Origin of the sequence: Shewanella sp. SR43-4, from assembly GCF_014163845.1 — a bacterium.
In the GTDB taxonomy this organism is placed as follows: domain Bacteria; phylum Pseudomonadota; class Gammaproteobacteria; order Enterobacterales; family Shewanellaceae; genus Shewanella; species Shewanella vesiculosa.
In genome coordinates this window covers 1-2591 of the sequence record NZ_JACJEB010000039.1, presented here as the reverse complement: position 1 = coordinate 2591, position 2591 = coordinate 1, and the positions used below count along the sequence as shown (strand labels likewise).

Genomic DNA, 2591 nt, shown 5'->3' with positions numbered 1-2591 from the left:
CGATACCACAGTAGTATGGATGTGAGTTATTATAAAATCTCATTGAGCTTTCTCCTGTTGGTTTAGTCACCTTAAGCATACCGCTGATGCGGCTTGCTAGGGAGGAGGCTCAATGAGTATCAAGCTAATTAATAAGGACAAAAAAATAGTTGGCTTTTTTCGTTCCTCAACATTTTAGCCAACAATTTTTTGCCCATTATTAGGGCGTTAGGTACTTCTAGTGTTTAAGTGTAATTTTCAAGTTTTATTGATATCAATTATTGGAATGCCATTCATTGCATCAGCGCAAGATGATAAGTTGTGCGAAAACTTAATTTCCTTTGCTAGCAAATCAAAAGTCGGTAAACCTTTAAAAGTTAAATTGATTAATGATTGGGCTAACTTCTCAAAGAGCTGTGAACATAATGAAACAGAGGAAGGTAAGGAGTTCTGTAATTACTTAATAAAAAACACTTCAACTGAATTTATGAATCTTAATTTATCAAGATTACTGAGTTGTAGTGTAAATGATTTTAATTTTGGTAGTGTTCACCTAGATAAAATATCAGGTGAATTTTCAGTATTTGAAACACCTAGCTTAAACCAAGGTATTACATTGAATATAAATTTCTCAATTGGCGATGATGTAATAAAGGACTTTATAGAAATCAACTCTGAAAATGAGCCTGTAGAATAAGTACCTAACAAGGCCATAAAGTAAACGGACACATAATAGTTGGCTGTGCTCGTTCCTCGCTATTTTAGCCAACTATTATTTAGCCGCTTATGGCGGCGTTATACGTTTAGGAGGAAAAATGTCCAAATATTTAGTTTCAAACATTGCAGATAGACGTCATTCTAAGATATTTGGTGCGGGTTCTTTCTTTGACTTAGAGAGTTCTCAACATGGCTGGGATGAATTTAGTCAAGTTCAGGTTGGTGATAGTGTTTATGTGATAAATAAAAACAGAAACGTAGCCGTCGAATACAAAGTCACAGAAATCAAAGACAACTTGTTGCTAGATGAAGACCCTGTTTGGGGGCATAAAGTTGTCGCAACGGATGGTGGTAATACACGTGTACTGTATGGGAAGCCTTTAAATCGAGTCGACCAAGAATATTCCGCATTTGTTAAAGTGAACCAAGTTATTAGCAGCAAAATTAACCAAGATACAGGCATGATGCTACAAGGCTTCAACTGCGCAGCCTTTGAGTAAACGTATAACAAACAATTCAAGCAGACCCTCAACGCTCAGCACTTTTGGTTTGCGTCGGGTTTGGTGTTGCAGAGCAATGCGGAAAGTGAGCCAGTGCGTTTCGGGCTGCTTAATTGGGCGTTATATGCCTAAGGAACATTATGGCTAGCCAGCAAGATATGTGCGCCAAATTTGAAACGGAATTTTCGCCTTGTCTTAGTGGTGATAAACTAGGTATTGCGATTGAAACTATCGGTAAACTTCCTATCAACGGCCTGCGCCACATTGCTGAAAATGGAAGTTGTGGTTGGTATATTTGGTGTGGTGAAGAACTTAGTAACGATCCAGATTTCTTTAAACCACTGCACGTGAGCCACATCAATGATTACTTACCAGAAATTGAACAATATTTGGGTTTACCTTCTGGTTATAGATTTTTGGTTGCTGATGGTGTTGAGGATGTATGGCATGATTCATCGCCTATCGGCATATAACAAACTGCTCAAGTTCGCAGCAAAAAACGCTGCGGGACAGTTACTCGCTGGCTTCGCCAACAACACTCGCAACTACTCCTTAGCAGGGCGTTATGCAATGTAAATATGAATACTTATACGGATATAGTTGTTGTTAATGGTGATTGGAAAGGAGGGCACCATGGCTCTTATCCAAAAGTTCTGTCTGTGTGCCTTGATTCAGAGAGACCATTTGGTGTTTCAGAGGGCTGGGGGCATGGTCTAGGTGGTAGTTCTTTCACTTTAAAGGATCTCGTCGAGGAAAAGTTTATCGAGATTTTTAATAGAGAAGAATCTAAGGCTGTTTACTTAGAAATAATCACCGCATATAAACAAGGTGTTGACCAAAAACAGCTTGCTTCCCAACTTATAGAGGAGTCTTCACCCCATGCATAACAAGGCAATTAAAAATCGCCCACAAAAAACGTGGGCTGGACTCACTATCGCTCGCCTCTTATTGCAGCGTTATGTTGCATGGACGTACTCTTGAGTAATCTAAAAGTTAAGGTGGCAAAATCGCTGTATTTATTGGCATCCATTTGGTGCGTATATCTACTAGCTGATTTACTTATTAAGCAGTGGTGGCGTTTAGAAACAGAAGGTGTAATAGGTGTTTATTCTGTACTAGGAACCAATATGTTTGCATTACCCTCGCTGTTAGTTTGGGGTGTTGCTAGATTCATGCATAAAAGTAATAAATATAGTAATGTTTATTGGCTTTGTATTTTTACGTTGTTTATCTCACTATTATTAATTCCTAGTAGTTTTTAACTGCAACATAACACATATGAGCCTTCCGCCAGTCAATAGGCGAGCCTAACTTATTTGACTGCTTTTGCAGTCAAATTAAAATCAATCAACAAATTCATCTACTTCGTCTGTCATTTAGCTGTCAAATCATCGT

The 2591-nt window shown here is 38.4% G+C and carries 4 protein-coding genes; all 4 read left to right on the top strand.

The window, feature by feature from the left end; all coding sequences use genetic code 11:
• Positions 1–220: 220 nt before the first annotated feature.
• The 4 genes from H5123_RS20245 (at position 221) to H5123_RS20230 (ending at position 2083) form a co-directional block, all read left to right on the top strand.
• Positions 221–676 carry a hypothetical protein gene (locus tag H5123_RS20245; RefSeq protein WP_182699084.1) on the top strand — a complete coding sequence of 152 codons (456 nt, stop codon included), beginning with the start codon at positions 221–223 and terminating at the stop codon, positions 674–676.
• Between the two features lie 118 nt (positions 677–794).
• Positions 795–1196, top strand: coding sequence for a hypothetical protein (locus H5123_RS20240; RefSeq protein WP_182699083.1), 402 nt, complete (start codon positions 795–797; stop codon positions 1194–1196).
• A 140-nt stretch (positions 1197–1336) separates the two neighbouring features.
• Complete coding sequence (locus H5123_RS20235; protein ID WP_182699082.1) at positions 1337–1669, top strand: hypothetical protein; 333 nt, start codon at positions 1337–1339, stop codon at positions 1667–1669.
• Between the two features lie 105 nt (positions 1670–1774).
• A complete protein-coding gene (locus H5123_RS20230) occupies positions 1775–2083 on the top strand; it encodes a hypothetical protein (RefSeq protein ID WP_182699081.1) in 309 nt (102 codons plus the stop codon).
• Positions 2084–2591 lie beyond the last annotated feature (508 nt).

Coding starts and splice junctions, on each gene's coding strand:
- H5123_RS20240 (WP_182699083.1), top strand. CDS start 795: ATGTCCAAATATTTAGTTTCAAACATTGCAGATAGACGTCATTCTAAG.
- H5123_RS20235 (WP_182699082.1), top strand. CDS start 1,337: ATGGCTAGCCAGCAAGATATGTGCGCCAAATTTGAAACGGAATTTTCG.
- H5123_RS20230 (WP_182699081.1), top strand. CDS start 1,775: ATGAATACTTATACGGATATAGTTGTTGTTAATGGTGATTGGAAAGGA.